The sequence below is a fragment of the Cellulomonas soli genome, from assembly GCF_013409305.1.
GTDB classification, from domain to species: Bacteria; Actinomycetota; Actinomycetes; order Actinomycetales; family Cellulomonadaceae; genus Cellulomonas; species Cellulomonas soli.
Map to the genome: position 1 here is coordinate 1,106,460 of NZ_JACBZJ010000001.1, position 14,467 is coordinate 1,120,926.

A 14,467-nucleotide genomic window follows, 5' to 3' on the forward strand; every position below is an offset into this window, starting at 1 on the left:
TGTCGGTCCGAGGGTCCGCCCATGCCGCCGGGGTTGTCAAGAACGATCGTTCGTTTTTATGGTGTCCCGTGCCCAAGGTCACCGAGGAGTACCGCGACGCCCGCCGCCAGGAGATCGCCGACGCCGCCCTGCGCGTCTTCCGCCGCCGCGGCTTCCAGGCGGCGTCGATGGCCGAGATCATCGCCGAGTCGGGCATGTCGGCCGGCGCCATCTACGGGCACTTCCGCTCACGCGAGGAGATCGTGCACGACGTCGCCGGCCGGGTCATCGGCGCCCGGATCGCCGACGTCGAGCAGCTCGCGACCCTCGAGCCGATGCCGGCGCCCCGGACGGTCGTACGCACGATGATCGCCGGCCTGGAGCGGGAGGTCGGGGACCTCGGCGCGATCGTGCAGCTGTGGGGCGAGGCGATCACCGACCCGGCGATCCGCGAGCTCGCCGCCGGGATCTACCGGCGGATGTCGACGGTCATGGCCGGGTACCTGGCCACCTGGCACGAGCAGGTGCAGGGCCGCACACCCGAGCAGGCGGCGACCCTCGCACGCGCGCAGGTGCCGCTGTTCGTCGCGGCCATCCAGTCGTACACGCTCACCGGCGCCCTGGTGGACGACTTCGACCGCGAGGCGTACCTCACCGCGATCGAGGCGCACCTGCCCGGCTGAACCGGCTGATCCGGGCCGAACCGGCGGAACCGACGGGAAGCGCGGAGCGGGCACGACGAAGCACGGGTGCCGTCGACCCCTCCGGTCCGGCGGCACCCGTGCAGATCGTGTACGGCTCAGCCCTCGAGGACCGCCAGCCCCCACGGCCCGAGCGCGAGCACGTCACCCGCGGAGACGTCCGTCCCGTCGAGCAGCGACCGGCCGGAGACCGGGCTGGCGACCTCGACCAGGGCGGCCGAGTAGTTGAGAAGGTAGGTCACCGCACGCCCCTGGGCGTTGGTGCCTCGCCGCACGGTGACCGCACCGGCCAGGTCCTGCGGCCACGCCCACAGCCCCGCGTCGCGCAGCGCGAGCTCGAGGACCGCGGAGAGCAGCTCCGGGCTGGTCATCGTTCCCAGGTGCCACGCCGTGCCCTGGCCCGCGCGGTGGCGGGTGATCGCCGCGTCGCCGCGGTACGCGTCGTGGTCGTAGGACGCGAGCACCTCGGCGCCGGTCGGCTGCAGCAGCTCCATGAACTTCTGCGCCTGCGGTGCCTCGGCGCCCTCGGTCGCTCCCTCGGCGTAGGTGCCCGCGAGGTCGCCGTGCAGCGTCAGGCCGACCCCGTCCGGCAGCGTGAACTGGTTGTACGTCAGGCCGAGCGTGTCCGTCAGGCCGTGCGGCTGGGCGTCGTGCCAGACCTTCACGTGCTCGTTCGTCACGGCCGAGCGGAACGTGGTGACCAGGTGCCCGCCGCCGGCCACGAAGTCGCGCAGGCGGTGCAGCGTCGACTCGGGCGCGCTGTACAGCGCGGGGGCGAGGACCATCGCGTACCGGCCCAGGTCCTCCTCGTCGGGCGAGACGAAGTCAACCTCGACGTTCAGGTCGAACAGGGCGTCGTAGACCCAGCGGAGCACGTCGTTGTAGCCGATCGAGCTGCCGAAGACCCCGTTGATGAAGCCGGTCTCGATGGTGAACCACTGCAGCGCGGTGAGCGACTCGTTGCTGACCATGACCGCGACCCGGTTCTGCTTGCGCAGGTGCACCAGCGAGTCGCCGACGCGGGCGACCTCGGCGCCGAAGACACCGGCCTCCTCGTACGTGGGGTTCGAGGCCAGGTCGTGGCTGAGCAGCCCCTTCCAGTACGTCTCGAAAGAGTTGTGGATGGAGTGCCAGTGCCAGTACATGACGGCGTCGGCGCCGCTGGCCAGGTGGCTGAACGCCTGCAGCCGCAGCTGGCCCGGGTAGGGCAGCCAGCCGGGCTGACCCTGCGCCTGCGTCTCGAGCACCAGGTAGTTCGCGCCGCCCTTGATGGAGCGGGTCATGTCGCCGCCGAACGCGATCTCCTTGCCGGTCAGGCGCGACTGCGTCGGGTGGTAGATGTCCACGCCGGCGATGTCGACCGTCTTGGCAGCCTTGAAGTGGTCGACCGAGGGCTGCAGACCGTACGACCAGCCCGGGCCCCAGTCGAAGTCGAAGTTCTGCGTGACGAACTGGTCCTCGCGCGCGTACTCACGGACGAGCCCCGACTGCCAGCCCAGGTAGTCCTCGACGAGCCGGCGGCGGAACTTGTCGAACTCGGCGGCGAGCGAGCCGTTGATCGTGCCGCGCACGTCCGGGAAGTCCTCCCAGGCGTCGATCCGGTTGGACCAGTACGCCAGGCCGAACGCGTCGTTGAGCGCACCCAGGTCGTCGTCGAACTGCGCGCGCAGGTACTTCACGAACGCGCGCTGCACGTTGGTGCCGGCTGCGCCGTAGTACTTGGTCTCGTTGTCGATCTGGAAGCCGATGACGCCGGAGCGGTGCGCGGTGTGCTCCAGGAGCCGGCGGATGACCCGCTCGGCGTGGAACAGGAACGTCGGGTTGGTGACGTCCATGATCTGCCGGGCGCCGTAGCGACCCTCGCCGGCGTTGGTCACAGCCAGCACCTCGGGGTGCGACTGCACGAGCCAGGTGGGCACGGCGTACGTGGGGGTCCCGACGATCACGTGGATGCCGGCGGCCTCCATCGCGTCGAGCGCACGGTCGACGTGCGTGAAGTCGAAGACCCCGGGCTGGGGCTCGAGCGTGCTCCACGTCGACTCGGCGATGCGCACCACGTTGATGCTCGCGGCGTGCATCATCGCGACGTCGTCGTCGATGCGGTCGCTCGGCATGTACTCGTCGTAGTACGCCGCGCCGAACAGAACCTTGTCCATGGCCTCGGTCACCCTTCACGTCACCTTTGATCGTGCGTCCCGGGTGCGGTGGGCCCCGGGGAGGGCTCCGTCGCCGTCGGGGCGTCGGAGCCGGAGCACACTCTACCTACTGTGTACTCGGTAGACCTAGATCGTCTTTTCGATCACTGGGAATATAGTTCCGCGGCATCCAGTTGAGCCGGCCATGGACTTCTTCGACGCCCTCGTGCGGTACGAGGTGCACCTCTGGAACCACCTCGACGAGCACGTCCGCGACCTCGGCATCTCGCTCGGCACGCTGCACGGCCTGCGGGTGATCCACCGGCACGACGGCCAGTGCCGGGTGCAGGAGCTACGCGCCGACCTCGGCATCACCGTCGGCGCAGCCAGCAAGTTCGTCGACCGGCTTGAGCGCGACGGTCTCGCGGTGCGCAGCGCCCACCCGAGCGACCGCCGCTCGTCGCTCGTGACCCTCACGCCCGCCGGCGCGCTGGCGCACGAGCGTGGCGTCGCGGCCGTCGAGACCGAGCTAGCCGCGCTGCTCGCCGACGAGCCCGACATCGCCGCCACCACCGCCACGCTCCGCCGCCTGCTCGGTCGGCTGCAGCCCGAGGCTGCCGGATCCGAGCAGTGAGCGGCACCATGCGCGCGGTCGTCCTCGACGGCCCCGGCACGCCCGAGGCGCTGCGCCTGCGCACCGTGCCGGTCCCCCGACCCCAGCCCGGCCAGGTGCTCGTGCGGGTCCGGGCGTTCGGCCTCAACCGCTCCGAGCTGCACTTCCGGCGCGGCCAGGCCACCTCCGGGTCGTTCCCCCGCATCCCCGGCATCGAGGCCGCGGGCGTCGTCGAAGAGGCGCCCGGCGGCGAGCTCGCACCCGGCACGCAGGTCATGGCGATGATGGGCGGGATGGGTCGCACGATCGACGGCGGCTACGCCGAGCACGTCGTCGTCCCCGCCGCTCAGCTCGTGCCGTTCAGCAGCGACCTGCCCTGGGACGTGCTCGGTGCCGTGCCCGAGATGCTGCAGACCGCCCACGGCTCGTTGGCCGTCGGCGTCCGGGCCGAGCCCGGGCAGAGCCTGCTCGTGCGCGGCGGCACCTCGTCGGTGGGTCTGGCCCTTGCCGTGCTCGGTCGGCTGCACGGGCTCACCGTCCTGTCGACCACGCGCTCCCCCGCGCGCCGCGCGCTGCTCGAGGCCCACGGCGTCGACCACGCGCTCGTCGACGACGGGAACGTGGCGGAGCAGGTCCGCCGCATCCTGCCCGACGGCGTCGACGGAGCCGTCGAGCTGGTCGGCGTCGACATGCTGCGCGACACCCTGCGCTCCGTGCGCCCGGGCGGCACCGTCTCCTTCACCGGGATGCTCTCCGACCGGTGGACGATCCCGGAGTTCTACCCGATGGACTGGCTGCCGAACGGCGTGCGCCTGACCGCGTACTCCGGCGACGCGGCCGACCTGCCCGCACCCGTGCTCCAGGGGTTCCTCGACGCCGTCGCCGACGGCCGCGCCCGCGTACCCGTCGGACGCGTCTACCGGCTCGACGACATCGTGCAGGCGCACCGCGACATGGAGGCCGGAACCGTCGGCGGCAAGGGCGTGGTCGTCCTGTGAGCCGGTCCCCGAGCACCACGACGTCCTTGCGCGCCCGCGACCTGGCCAGCCCCACCCGGGTCACCGCGGCACTCGTCGGCACGCTCGCGCTGCAGAGCGCCGTGCCACCCTTCGCGACCGACATGTACACCCCCGCGTTCCCGCAGGTGACGGCCGACCTGGCCACCCAGGCCTCCCTCGTCGGCCTCACGCTCACCGCGTTCTTCCTCGGGCTGGGTGCCGGTCAGCTGATCGGCGGGCCGCTCTCGGACCAGCGCGGCCGTCGCATGCCGATCATCCTCGGCGGTCTGGTCTGCACGATCGGCGCCGTCGGGTGCGCGCTCGCACCCTCCATCGGCCTGCTCGTGGCCGCGCGCGTCGTGCAGGGCCTCGGCGGCGGCATCGCGTCTGCGGTGGCCCGAGCGGTGCTGGTCGACGTGGCCCGAGGCGACCAGCTGGCCCGACTCATGGCGGTGCTCATGGCGCTCGGTGGCCTGGCGCCCATGATCGCCCCGGTCGCCGGCGCGGGCGTGCTGACCGTCGGCACCTGGCGCACCGTGTTCTGGGCGCTCGTCGCGCTCGGCCTGCTGATGACCGTCACCGCCGTGCGCTGGATCCCCGAGACCCTGCCGCCGTCCCGTCGGCACGCCGGCGGCCTAGGGCGGTCGGTCGCCCGGTTCGGTGAGGTCCTGCGCATCCGACCGTTCGTCGGGTACATGCTCACCTCGTCGTTCTCGGCGTTCAGCATGATGGCGTACGTCGCCAACGCGACCTACGTGCTGCAGGTGCAGAAGGGCATGGGCACCTTCCCGTACGCGCTGTTCTTCGCCTCGACCGCACTGGCCCAGGTGCTGCTCTCGCTCGTGAACGCCCGGCTCGTCGGCCGGTTCCGGCCGCGCCGCCTGATCCTCGTCGGGCTGTCCGCCTCGACCACGGCGGTGCTCGCCCTGACCCTGGGCGTGCTCGTGTGGGACACGCCGCTGGTCCTCACCTGCGCCGGGTTCCTCGTCCTCATGGCCGCGCAGGCGTTCATCTTCGGCAACGCCGGTGCGCTCGCCGCGGGGCAGGCCACGCACATGGCGGGCTCGGCCTCCGCCGTGCAGGGCGTCGTCCAGGCGCTCGCCATGGCGCTCGCCGCACCGCTGGCCAGCGCGGGCGGCGGCGCCACGGCCGTCCCGATGGTGCTGGTGATGCTCGTCGGCGTCATCGGCTCGTGGGTGGCGTGCGGCATCGTCGTCCCCCGACCTGCGGCGATCCCCGCCGCAGCCCCCCACGACAGCGCGGAGGCCTCCCGGTGATCGAGTACCGGTCAGTGACGAAGACCTACCCGGGCGGCACGACGGCCGTCGACGAGTTCGACCTGACCATCCCCGCCCACCGCACCGTGGCCCTCGTCGGCTCGTCCGGCTCGGGCAAGACGACGCTGCTGCGGATGGTCAACCGCATGGTCGAGCCCACCTCGGGCACCGTCCTCGTCGACGGGCAGGACGTGCGCGACGTCGACCGGGTCGCCCTGCGCCGGTCGATCGGGTACGTGATGCAGGCCGGCGGGCTGCTGCCGCACCGCACCGTGGTCGACAACGTGGCGACCGTCCCGGTGCTGAGCGGCGTGCCCCGCCGCCGCGCCCGCCTGCAGGCCCTCGAGCTGCTCGAACGCGTCGGGCTCGACCCCGCCCTGGGTCGTCGGTACCCCGGCCAGCTCTCGGGCGGTCAGCAGCAGCGCGTCGGCGTCGCCCGGGCGCTGGCCGCCGACCCGCAGGTCCTGCTGATGGACGAGCCTTTCGGTGCGGTCGACCCGATCGTGCGCCGCGAGCTGCAGGACGAGCTGCGACGCCTGCAGGCCGAGCTGGGCAAGACGGTCGTGCTCGTCACGCACGACGTCGACGAGGCGTTCCGGCTCGCCGACCAGGTCGTGATCCTGCGCGCAGGCGCCCGGGTCGCCCAGGCGGGCACACCCGCGCAGATCCTGGCTCACCCGGCGGACGACTTCGTCCGGGCGTTCGTCGGCGCCGACCGGGCCGAACGGACGCTGAGCACGCGTGACGTGCGCGGCCGTCAGGTGCTCGTCGACGGTCACGGGCACCTCGCGGGGGTGCTCGCCCCGTGACCTGGTTGTCCCACGCGTGGCCGCAGGTCCTCGACCTGACCCGCGCGCACCTGCTGCTGTCCGTCCAGGCGATCGCCCTCAGCCTGCTGCTCGCCGTGCCCGCCGGGTACGCCGCCGCCCGGTTCCCCCGCGTCGGCGGCGCGCTGACCAGTGCGGCGACCCTGCTGTACGCGGTGCCCGCGCTGCCGCTGCTGATCATCGTCCCCGCGGTGCTGGGCGTGCCGCTGCGCTCGACCACGACCGTCGTGGCCGCGCTGACCGTGTACGGCGTCGCGCTCATGGTCCGCAGCGCCACCGACGCGTTCACCGCGGTGGACCCGTCCGTCCGACAGGCGGCGCAGGCCGTCGGGCACTCCCGCTGGTCGCTGGGCTGGCGTGTCGACCTGCCGCTCGCCGTCCCGCTCCTGGTCGCCGGGGCTCGGGTCGTGTGCGTGAGCACCGTCGGCCTGGTCACCATCGGCGCGCTGATCGGGGTGCCGAGCCTGGGGACGCTGTTCACCGACGGGTTCCAGCGCGGGATCGTCGCCGAGGTCGCCACCGGGGTGCTCGGCACCGTCGTGATCGGGCTGGCGCTGGACGGCCTGTGCGCGCTGACCGGCCGTGCGCTGACGCCGTGGGCACGCACCGCACCCGAGCCGCACCGGCCCCACGCACCCGTCCGCGCGGGGCAGGAGGTCACGACGTGAGCCTCTTCGAGGCCGCCCTCGCGTGGCTCACCGACCCCGCGCACTGGACCGGGGCGGGGTCGATCCCCGTCCGCACCGCCCAGCACCTGGCCGTCACGGCCGCGGCGGTGCTGCTCGCCGCACTGGTCGGCCTACCCCTCGGGGTCCTGGTAGGCCACACGCGCCGCGGACGGCTCGTCGTGGTCGCCCTCGCCGGGGCGGCACGGGCCGTCCCGACCCTGGGCCTGCTCACGCTGCTCGGTCTGGCGCTCGGCATCGGGCCGCGCGCACCGCTGGTCGCCCTCGTCGTCCTCGCCGTCCCCTCGCTGATCGCCGGCGCGTACGCGGGGGTCGCCGGGGTGGACCCCTCGACGCTCGACGCGGCGCGGGCGAGCGGCATGACCGAGGGGCAGGTCGTCCGGCACGTCGAGCTGCCGCTGGCCGGGCCCGTGATCGTCGGAGCCCTGCGTGCCGCGACCCTGCAGGTCGTCGCCACGGCGACCCTCGCCGCCTACGTGGCCGACCTCGGTCTCGGCCGCTATCTCTTCACGGGTCTCAAGACCCGTGACTACGCCCAGATGCTCGCCGGCGCACTGCTCGTCACCGCCCTCGCCCTGCTGCTCGAGGTCGCGCTGTCCGCCCTCCACCGGGCGAGCGCCCGGCACGCCGACCCCACCCGTCCCCGCCGGACCCTCCGACGGGCGCCCCTCCCGGAAGGACACCCGTGAGCACCACCACCCGCCTGGCCGCCCTCGCCGTCGCCTGCCTCGCCCTGACGGCCTGCGCGAGCAACGACCCGCTGGCCGCCCCCGCCGAGGCAGGCACCGCCGATGCCAGCGCGACCATCGTCATCGGCTCGCAGGACTACTACTCCAACGAGATCATCGCCGAGGTCTACGCCCAGGCCCTCGAGGCCGCCGGCTACGCGGTCGACCGCCAGTTCCGCATCGGGCAGCGCGAGGCCTACCTGCCCGAGATCGAGGACGGCACCATCGACCTGTTCCCCGAGTACACCGGCCCGCTGCTGCAGTACTGGGTCCCGGACACCTCCGCGCGCCTGGCCGACGACGTGTACGCCGCGCTGGCCGACGCCACCCCGGACGGCCTGCGCGTGCTCGACCAGTCGCCGGCCACCGACCAGGACTCCTACATGGTCACCCGCGCGTTCGCCGACCAGTGGGGGCTGACCACGATCGACGACCTGGCGAAGGTCGCCACACCCCTGACGCTCGGCGGCAACTCCGAGGGCGAGACCCGCCCCAACGGCCCGGCCGGCCTGAAGAGCACCTACGGCATCGACGTCGGCTTCACCCCGATCGAGGACGGCGGCGGCCCGCTGACCGTCAAGGCGCTGCAGGACGACGACATCCAGCTCGCGATCATCTATACGGCCGACCCGTCCGTGCGGAAGAACAACCTGGTCGCCCTGGAGGACACGCAGGGGCTGTTCCTCGCCTCGCACGTCGTGCCGCTGGCCAGCGACGACGTCGACGCGGGTGCCGCCGCGGTCATCGACGAGATCAGCGCGACGATGACCGCCGACGAGCTCGTGGGGCTCAACGCCCGCAGCGTCGACGAGGAGCTGCCCGCCGCCACCATCGCCACCGACTGGCTCACCGAGCACGACCTGTCCTGACACCCACCGCCGTCATGACGTCCCCACCCTCTCGCGGACGCTACGTCGTCCCCCCGGGGCGGGTCAGACCCTGGCGGGCCCATCCGCGGAGCACAGGACGCCGAGAGGGTGACTCCCCGCGGTCGACGGACCCGGGGAGCCACCCTCGTGGTGAGCGCCCGGCTACGCGCTCCGGGCCCGGCGACGCACCGCGAGGAGCACCGCGCCGCCCGCGAGCAGCAGCACGGCGAGCACGGCCGCCGCACCCACCTCGGCGCCCGTCGACGCGAGCGAACCGCCCGTCGCAGCGGCCACGACGATCTCCACCTGCGCGAGCAGCGTGCCGTCGAGCGTGCGCACCTGCACGTGGTGCGTCCCGGCAGGCAGGTCGCTCGGCACGGTGACGGTCACGGTGGCGGTGCCGTCGACCACGGCCACGCGGGCCAGCGCTCGGTACGTGCTGGCGACACCGACCTCGACCTCCGGGACGGTCAGACCGTGCACCGTGATCGTGACCTTCTCGCCCGGACGCGCGGAGGTGCGGCTGAGCTCGACCGTCGGGGACCCGGTGGACCCGGTCGACCCGCCGGACGCCGTCGGGGTCGGCGAAGGCGTGACCGTATCCGTCGGGGTGGCCGTCGGCGTCGGGCCGCCGGGGGCGGTCAGGGCGTCGAGGGCGTCCGCGAGCAGGGTTGCGGCGGCGTCCACCTGGTCCTGCGCGGGTGCGAGTGCGCCGAGCACCACGCCGGCGACGGCCACGGCCTCGTCGAGGTCGGCGAGCGAGCCCGCCGTCCAGAGGTCGCGGTCGACCGCTGCGGCCTGCGCCACGAGGTCCTCGAGCGCGGACGTGTCGGCCGCGGCTCCGGCCGTGCGGATCAGCCGGACGTCGTCGACCGTGCCCCAGGCGCCGCCGGAGAGCGTGGCGTCCACGCCGAGGGTGACGACGCCGTCGGCGCCGACCTCGACCGGGACCTGCGGGCTGTTCCACAGGCGCCAGCCGGTCAGCGCGAAGGGTGCGGACGTCGTGCCCTGCGCGGTCGTGGCGGTCAGCAGGACCTGGTCGCCCGAGCCCGCGCCGCCGCCCTGGGCCGTGGCGACGAGCGTGTAGGAGCCGGCGGGCACGCCCGTGAGCTGCTGCGTGAGGCCGAACGTGTACGCCGTGCCGGCCCAGAAGCTGAGCGCCCGGGCGCCCGTGGCGGCGTCACCGGTGCCGGTGATCGAGGCGCCCGTGCCGGTCAGGGTCCACATGCTCACGTCGGCGTCCTCGAACCCCGGGTTGCGGACGGGGTTCTCGGCGGTGACCACGACGGTCGCCGTGACGCTCGTGCCCGACGCCGTGGTGCCGGGCACGGGGTACGTGCCGGGGCCGTCGATCCAGCTCACGGCGTCGCTCCAGGTGACGGCCTCCTGCTCGACCGTGGCGTCGTTGTAGGTGACGGCGACGGTGGCCGGCAGCGTCACGGGTGCGCCGTCGGCGACGGTGACCTGCACGTCCTCGACGGACACGACCGCCCGCGGGGCGGTGGCCCCGGTCCGCACGTACGAGAACACCTTGAGCGACTCCAACGGGGTGCCGTCGGCGGCGAACATCGCCTGGTTGTCCCACGCGGAGCCGCCGTACCACTCACCGGCGTCGTCGGGGTCGTACTCCCCGGCGTAGCTGGACGCCCAGCCGGAGCCGAACTCGTCCCACAGGAGCTTGTTGGCCGCGAGCTGCGAGGCCGGGCCGACGGGGATCCAGGCGGGCTCCCAGTAGAAGACGCCGAGCCCCGCGTCGCCGACGGCCGCGACGGCCGCGATGACGTCGCGCACCGCGGTGGCCTGGCCCTGCACGGACACCGGGTACTGGTTCGTGACGTTCGAGGAGGTGATGACGTCGGGGTGCCCGTCGCCGTCGTCGAGCGTGTACGCCCACGAGGTCTCGGCGACCAGGACCTTCTTGCCGTAGGTCGTGGCGACGGTCGTCAGCACGTTCGTCAGGTTGCTCAGCGTGCCGTGCCAGTACGGGTAGTACGAGCTCGCGAACACGTCGTAGTCGACGCCGTAGGTGGCCAGGTTCGCCGCGTACCCGGCGTAGCGCCCGGTCGTCTCGGGGTTGGTGAAGTGCACCGCGACGAGCGCGTCGGGCAGCACGTCACGGACCGCGGCGGAACCGGCGCTGAAGATCTCCGCCATGCCGGGCCAGCCGGTGACCCCGGCGACGGCGTTGTTCGTCTCGTTGCCGATCTGCACCATGCCGACGTCGACGCCGGCGTCCTCCATCTGCTGCAGGGCCGCGGCGGTGAAGTCCTGCACGGCGGTGGCCTTGTCGGCGACCGCGAGCGCCGCCCAGGCCTTGGGTGCCTTCTGCTTGGCGGGGTCGGCCCAGAAGTCGGAGTAGTGGAAGTCGACGAGCACGCGCAGCCCTGCGTCGGTGGCACGACGGCCGATCTCGACGGCCCGGTCGACGTCGACGCTGCCGCCGCCGTACCCGTGGCCTGCGGCGTCGAACGGGTCGTTCCAGACGCGTACGCGCACGTAGTTCACGCCCGAGTCGGCGAGCACGTCGAACAGGTCGGCGGGTGCGCCGGCGCTGTCGCGGAACACCACGCCGGAGGCCTCCTCGGCGAGCACGGAGGACACGTCCACGCCGGTGATGAAGTCGTCGGCGAGTCCGTCGACCTTCGGCACGACGATGCCGGCCTCGACGGGTCCGTCGTCGACCGCGCGGGCGGACGGGGTGGCGGGTGGTGCGGCGAGCAGGGTCGCGCCGAGCGCGGCGACGGCCGCCAGCCGGACGGGTGTCCTGCGCAGGTGTGCGGGCATGCGCAACGTTCCTTCCCTTCGATCGTCATCGTTCGAACAGGGCCGGCGCGGGGTGGTGGTGGAGCGTGCACCGACGTCGTCGTCGACCCCGGCGGGCGTTCGGACTGTACACGGTCCCAGTCCGATACGCCCCGTTCCGGTGCGGATCTGTCATCCATCCGAGACCTTCTGTGGCGTGACCTACTGTGATCGGTCCCAGACTCAGTCACCGGCACAGCCGCCACCGCCGCGGCGCACGGCACCCGAGAGCCGCACCACCACGGGCGCACGCGCTCGCCGGGCGCGGCCCCGCCCGGTGCGCCACCATGACCTCGGGCGACCGTCCTGGTCCGGGGGCCGCCGGCGAGCCGGAGGTGGCGGCGGATGAGCGCGCAGGGGTCGACACGGGACGAGGTCGCCACGGCGGCGGCCGGGGCGGTGCTGCTGACCCTGGCGTCCGCGCAGTTCCTCATGACGCTCGACAGCTCCGTCATGAACGTCTCGATGGCCACCGTCGCCAACGACGTCGGCACGACGATCACCGGCATCCAGACGGCCATCACGCTCTACACGCTCGTCATGGCCACGCTCATGATCACCGGCGGCAAGATCGGCACCCTGATCGGCCGCCGCCGGGCGTTCTCGATCGGCTGCGTCGTCTACGGCCTCGGCTCGTTCGTCACCGGGCTGGCGCCGAACCTGACCGTCCTGATCATCGGCTGGTCGTTCCTCGAGGGGATCGGCGCGGCGCTCATCATGCCCGCGATCGTCGCGCTGGTGGCAGGCAACTTCGAGCCGTCGGCACGGCCGCGCGCGTACGGTCTGGTCGCGGCCGCCGGTGCCATCGCCGTGGCCGTCGGGCCGCTCGTCGGCGGGGCCGCCACCACGTACCTGTCCTGGCGGGTCGTCTTCTTCTCCGAGGTGCTCGTCGTCCTGGTGATCCTCGTGCTCTCGCGGCGGATCAAGGACATCCCGACACGCGCCACCGGACGCATCGACCTGGTCGGCACCCTGCTGTCGGTCGTCGGGCTGGGCACCGCCGTCTACGGGATCCTGCGCTCGAGCGAGTGGGGGTGGATCGCCCCGAAACCCGGCGCGACCGCGATCCTCGGCCTGTCGATGACCTTCTGGTTCGTCGTCGTCGGCGCGTTCGTCGTGTGGCTGTTCGTGCTGTGGGAGACGCGGCTCGAGCAGAACGGCGGCGACCCGCTGGTGCGCCCGACGATGCTCGCGAACCCTCAGCTCGTCGGCGGCCTGCTGATGTTCTTCTTCCAGTTCCTGCTGCAGGCGGGCACGTTCTTCATCGTGCCGCTGTTCCTCAGCGTCGTGCTCGAGCTGCCGGCCGTGGAGACGGGCCTGAAGATCATGCCGCTGTCGGTGGCCCTGCTGCTGGCCGCCGCGGGCATCCCTCGCCGGTGGCCGCACGCCTCGCCGCGGCGCGTGTCCCGCATCGGCGTCATCCTCATGCTGCTCGGGATCGTGGTGCTGATGAGCGGCATCCGGCTGGACGCGTCCGCCGCGGTCGTGGCCGTCCCCATGGTGCTCATCGGCCTGGGCATCGGCGCCCTGTCGTCCCAGCTCGGCGCCGTGACCGTCTCGGCCGTGCCCACCGAGGAGAGCGGGGAGGTCGGCGGTCTGCAGAACACCGCCACGAACCTCGGCGCCTCGCTCGGCACCGCCCTGGCCGGGTCCGTGCTCATCACGGTGCTCACGACGTCCCTGATCGCCGGCATCCAGGACAACCCCGACGTGCCCGAGCAGGTCCGGTCCCAGGCCAGCGTGCAGCTCGCCTCGGGGGTCCCGTTCCTGTCCGACACCGCCCTCGAGAGCGCGCTCACCGAGGCCGGCGTCGACCCGACGACGACGCAGGCGGTCGTGCAGGAGAACCAGGTGGCCCGGGTCGACGGTCTCGACTCCGCCCTGGCGACGCTCGCCATCCTCGCGGTCGTGTCACTCTTCTTCACCGGCCGGATCCCCCGCGAACCCCCGGGCGCCACCGCACCCGACGCGACGCCCGACCCGACGACGGCCGAACCCGTCTGACGCTCCTCCCCGAGGCGCCCGAACAACCCGAGGACCGCACCGCCATGGCCACACCGCACATCGCCGCCCAGCCGGGCGACTTCGCCCCCGACGTCCTCATGCCCGGCGACCCGCTGCGCGCCCGCCGCATCGCCAAGGTGCTCACCGACGCACGGCTCGTCACCGAGGTCCGCGGCATCGCGGGGTTCACCGGCACGTGGGAGGGCCGGCCGGTGTCGGTCCTCGCCTCGGGCATGGGGGTCCCGTCGATCAGCATCTACGCGACCGAGCTGTTCCGCTTCTACGGCGTGCGCCGCATCGTGCGCATCGGCACCTGCGGCGGGATCGGCCCGCACCTGGCGCTCGGCGACGTCGTCGTCGCGACCGCGGCGCACACCGACTCGGCCGTCACCGCCACCCGCCTGCCCGGCGTGCACTACTCGCACGCGCCGTCCTTCGCCCTGGCCGCCGCCGCCGTGCAGGCCGCCCACGACGAGCCCGGCACGACCGTGCACGCCGGCGCCGTGCTCACCTCGGACGCCTTCTACTCCGGTGAGAGCGACCTGCTGACCCACCTGGCCGCGCGCGGCACGCTGGCCGTCGAGATGGAGGCGGCCGGCCTGTACGCGACCGCGGACGTGGAGCACGGCGAGGCGCTCGCGCTCATGACCGTCAGCGACCTGATCGGCCGGGACGTCGAGATGTCGGCCGCCGAGCGCGAGACCACGTTCGACCGCGCCCTGCGGATCGCCCTGGCCGCCCTCGCCGCAGCCTGAGCCGCCGCACCCTCACCCCCGTCGCGGCGCCGGGCCGACGCGCGCGCCGGCTCGTCCGGGAGCACAGTGAAGGTGACGCCCGTCGCGGCGCCG

12 protein-coding genes are annotated in these 14,467 nt (G+C 73.1%); 10 read left to right on the forward strand and 2 right to left on the reverse strand.

Translation table 11 applies throughout. The features are described from left to right. The first annotated feature begins 68 nt into the window (after positions 1–68). Positions 69–662 (forward strand): TetR/AcrR family transcriptional regulator, encoded by a 594-nt coding sequence (locus BKA22_RS05075; protein ID WP_179561647.1) that lies wholly within the window; start codon positions 69–71, stop codon positions 660–662. A 116-nt stretch (positions 663–778) separates the two neighbouring features. On the opposite strand, the gene BKA22_RS05080 is transcribed toward BKA22_RS05075, so the two are convergent. Then, the gene (locus BKA22_RS05080) at positions 779–2,848 is read right to left on the reverse strand and encodes a beta-galactosidase (protein WP_223203517.1); all 2,070 of its coding nucleotides are present in this window, start codon (positions 2,846–2,848) and stop codon (positions 779–781) included. 172 nt (positions 2,849–3,020) lie between these two features. Here BKA22_RS05080 and BKA22_RS05085 point away from each other — a divergent pair, with 172 nt between their 5' ends. Genes BKA22_RS05085 through BKA22_RS05115 form a run of 7 tightly spaced genes read left to right on the forward strand, consistent with a single transcriptional unit; the run spans position 3,021 to position 8,813 of the window. Then, positions 3,021–3,449: a MarR family winged helix-turn-helix transcriptional regulator gene (locus tag BKA22_RS05085; protein ID WP_146952444.1), complete on the forward strand. Its 429-nt coding sequence runs from the start codon at positions 3,021–3,023 to the stop codon at positions 3,447–3,449. After that, on the forward strand, positions 3,446–4,426 hold the full coding sequence (locus BKA22_RS05090; protein ID WP_146952445.1) for an alcohol dehydrogenase catalytic domain-containing protein: 981 nt from the start codon (positions 3,446–3,448) through the stop codon (positions 4,424–4,426). Before BKA22_RS05085 ends, BKA22_RS05090 begins: the two co-directional genes overlap by 4 nt. Further along, a complete protein-coding gene (locus tag BKA22_RS05095; RefSeq protein WP_218866523.1) occupies positions 4,423–5,703 on the forward strand; it encodes a multidrug effflux MFS transporter in 1,281 nt (426 codons plus the stop codon). Before BKA22_RS05090 ends, BKA22_RS05095 begins: the two co-directional genes overlap by 4 nt. Continuing rightward, entirely contained in the window at positions 5,700–6,512 is an 813-nt protein-coding gene (locus tag BKA22_RS05100; protein ID WP_146952446.1) for an ABC transporter ATP-binding protein, read from the forward strand. Before BKA22_RS05095 ends, BKA22_RS05100 begins: the two co-directional genes overlap by 4 nt. After that, positions 6,509–7,198: an ABC transporter permease gene (locus tag BKA22_RS05105; RefSeq protein WP_146952448.1), complete on the forward strand. Its 690-nt coding sequence runs from the start codon at positions 6,509–6,511 to the stop codon at positions 7,196–7,198. Before BKA22_RS05100 ends, BKA22_RS05105 begins: the two co-directional genes overlap by 4 nt. Then, complete coding sequence (locus BKA22_RS05110) at positions 7,195–7,905, forward strand: ABC transporter permease (protein ID WP_146952450.1); 711 nt, start codon at positions 7,195–7,197, stop codon at positions 7,903–7,905. Before BKA22_RS05105 ends, BKA22_RS05110 begins: the two co-directional genes overlap by 4 nt. After that, positions 7,902–8,813: an ABC transporter substrate-binding protein gene (locus BKA22_RS05115; RefSeq protein ID WP_146952452.1), complete on the forward strand. Its 912-nt coding sequence runs from the start codon at positions 7,902–7,904 to the stop codon at positions 8,811–8,813. The genes BKA22_RS05110 and BKA22_RS05115 overlap by 4 nt, the downstream gene beginning before the upstream one ends. A 162-nt stretch (positions 8,814–8,975) precedes the next feature. On the opposite strand, the gene BKA22_RS05120 is transcribed toward BKA22_RS05115, so the two are convergent. Continuing rightward, entirely contained in the window at positions 8,976–11,597 is a 2,622-nt protein-coding gene (locus tag BKA22_RS05120) for a glycosyl hydrolase 53 family protein (protein ID WP_146952454.1), read from the reverse strand. A gap of 363 nt (positions 11,598–11,960) precedes the next feature. Between BKA22_RS05120 and BKA22_RS05125 the strand changes: the two genes are divergently transcribed. Both BKA22_RS05125 and deoD read left to right on the forward strand, forming a co-directional pair. Beyond that, the gene (locus tag BKA22_RS05125) at positions 11,961–13,619 is read left to right on the forward strand and encodes an MFS transporter (RefSeq protein ID WP_146952455.1); all 1,659 of its coding nucleotides are present in this window, start codon (positions 11,961–11,963) and stop codon (positions 13,617–13,619) included. Between the two features lie 44 nt (positions 13,620–13,663). After that, complete coding sequence (gene deoD, locus BKA22_RS05130) at positions 13,664–14,374, forward strand: purine-nucleoside phosphorylase (RefSeq protein WP_146952457.1); 711 nt, start codon at positions 13,664–13,666, stop codon at positions 14,372–14,374. Positions 14,375–14,467: the final 93 nt, after the last annotated feature.

Excerpts from the sequence above, each read along its gene's own strand:
- BKA22_RS05085 (WP_146952444.1), top strand. The coding sequence starts at position 3,021 with ATGGACTTCTTCGACGCCCTCGTGCGGTACGAGGTGCACCTCTGGAAC.
- BKA22_RS05120 (WP_146952454.1), bottom strand. The coding sequence starts at position 11,597 with ATGCCCGCACACCTGCGCAGGACACCCGTCCGGCTGGCGGCCGTCGCC.
- BKA22_RS05125 (WP_146952455.1), top strand. The coding sequence starts at position 11,961 with ATGAGCGCGCAGGGGTCGACACGGGACGAGGTCGCCACGGCGGCGGCC.
- deoD (WP_146952457.1), top strand. The coding sequence starts at position 13,664 with ATGGCCACACCGCACATCGCCGCCCAGCCGGGCGACTTCGCCCCCGAC.